Raw genomic sequence first — 1,076 nt, 5'->3', positions numbered from 1 at the left:
TGGATGGTGTCAGCATCGCTGTCTACTAGGCCTTCCTCATCGACAACATCACCGATGGCGTTGATGATGTAGAGATCATTACCATCCCCACCGATCAATGTATCGTTACCGAGACCACCATCCAGCGTGTCGTTACCAAGACCGCCTGTCAGCACGTTAGCTGCGGCATTGCCTGTCAGGTAGTTATCTTCATCAGTACCGCTGATATCGAGTTTGGTTGAAGCAGTACCGCTGATGTCCAGATGCTCTACATTCGCATAGATGCTGTCTGTCATGTCGATCAAGGTATTGGTCGTGAACACTGCACTGCCTACTAGTTTGATAGTGTCGGCACCTTCATCTTCTAGCTCAGCGACGGTGTCTTCCAAGATGGCGTTAGTGCCATCTTTAATCAGGTTGACAGTATAGATGTCATCACCTTCACCACCAGCTAGGGAGTCTTCACCAGCGCCACCAATCAGACTATCGTTACCTCCATCGCCTTCAAGTTCATCATTGCCGATACCACCATCCAGTGTGTCGTTACCATCACCACCCTCAAGATCATCATCCCCTGCAAGACCCAAGATCGTGTTGTTACCGTCACTGCCAGTAATGTCGTTGGAGGAGGCATTGCCCGTGAAGTTGATGTTGACTGCTATCCCACTATCCAAGTTAGATGCATCGAGATGCTCAAGTGCTGCTGCTAGCACGATGGTGCTGGCTTTGGTTGTACCTGTGCCACCTGAGAGTATCAGGGTGTCATCGGTGCCTGCAGTGTCGGTGATGCTGTCTTCGAGTGAGGCTGTGCCTGAGGTGACTTTGAGATTGACATAGTAGGCATCACTTCCAGTACCACCTTGTAGGTTGTCAATACCAGCACCACCAACCAATTCGTCGTCACCAGCACCACCAATCAAGGTGTCATTGCCATCACTACCCACTAGATCATCATTGCCGCCTGTACCAGTGATGGTGTTGGCAAGTGCATTGCCAGTTAACTCGATGCCATTTACATAGGCACTGGCATTGAGATGCTCGACATTCTCGCTAAGGGTATAACCATCACCAGAGATATCATCAAACTCAGCGCTGAT

1 protein-coding gene is annotated in these 1,076 nt (G+C 49.9%); it reads right to left on the bottom strand.

What is annotated here, in order from left to right:
• The coding region (locus A7981_RS11665) for a calcium-binding protein (protein ID WP_131800967.1) at positions 1–1,076 on the bottom strand (1,076 nt) is incomplete at both ends.

Origin of the sequence: Methylovorus sp. MM2 (genome assembly GCF_001648895.1) — a bacterium.
Lineage (GTDB): Bacteria > Pseudomonadota > Gammaproteobacteria > Burkholderiales > Methylophilaceae > MM1.
The sequence above is the reverse complement of the archived record's forward strand: the minus strand, read 5'-3'. Positions and strand labels throughout refer to the sequence as shown.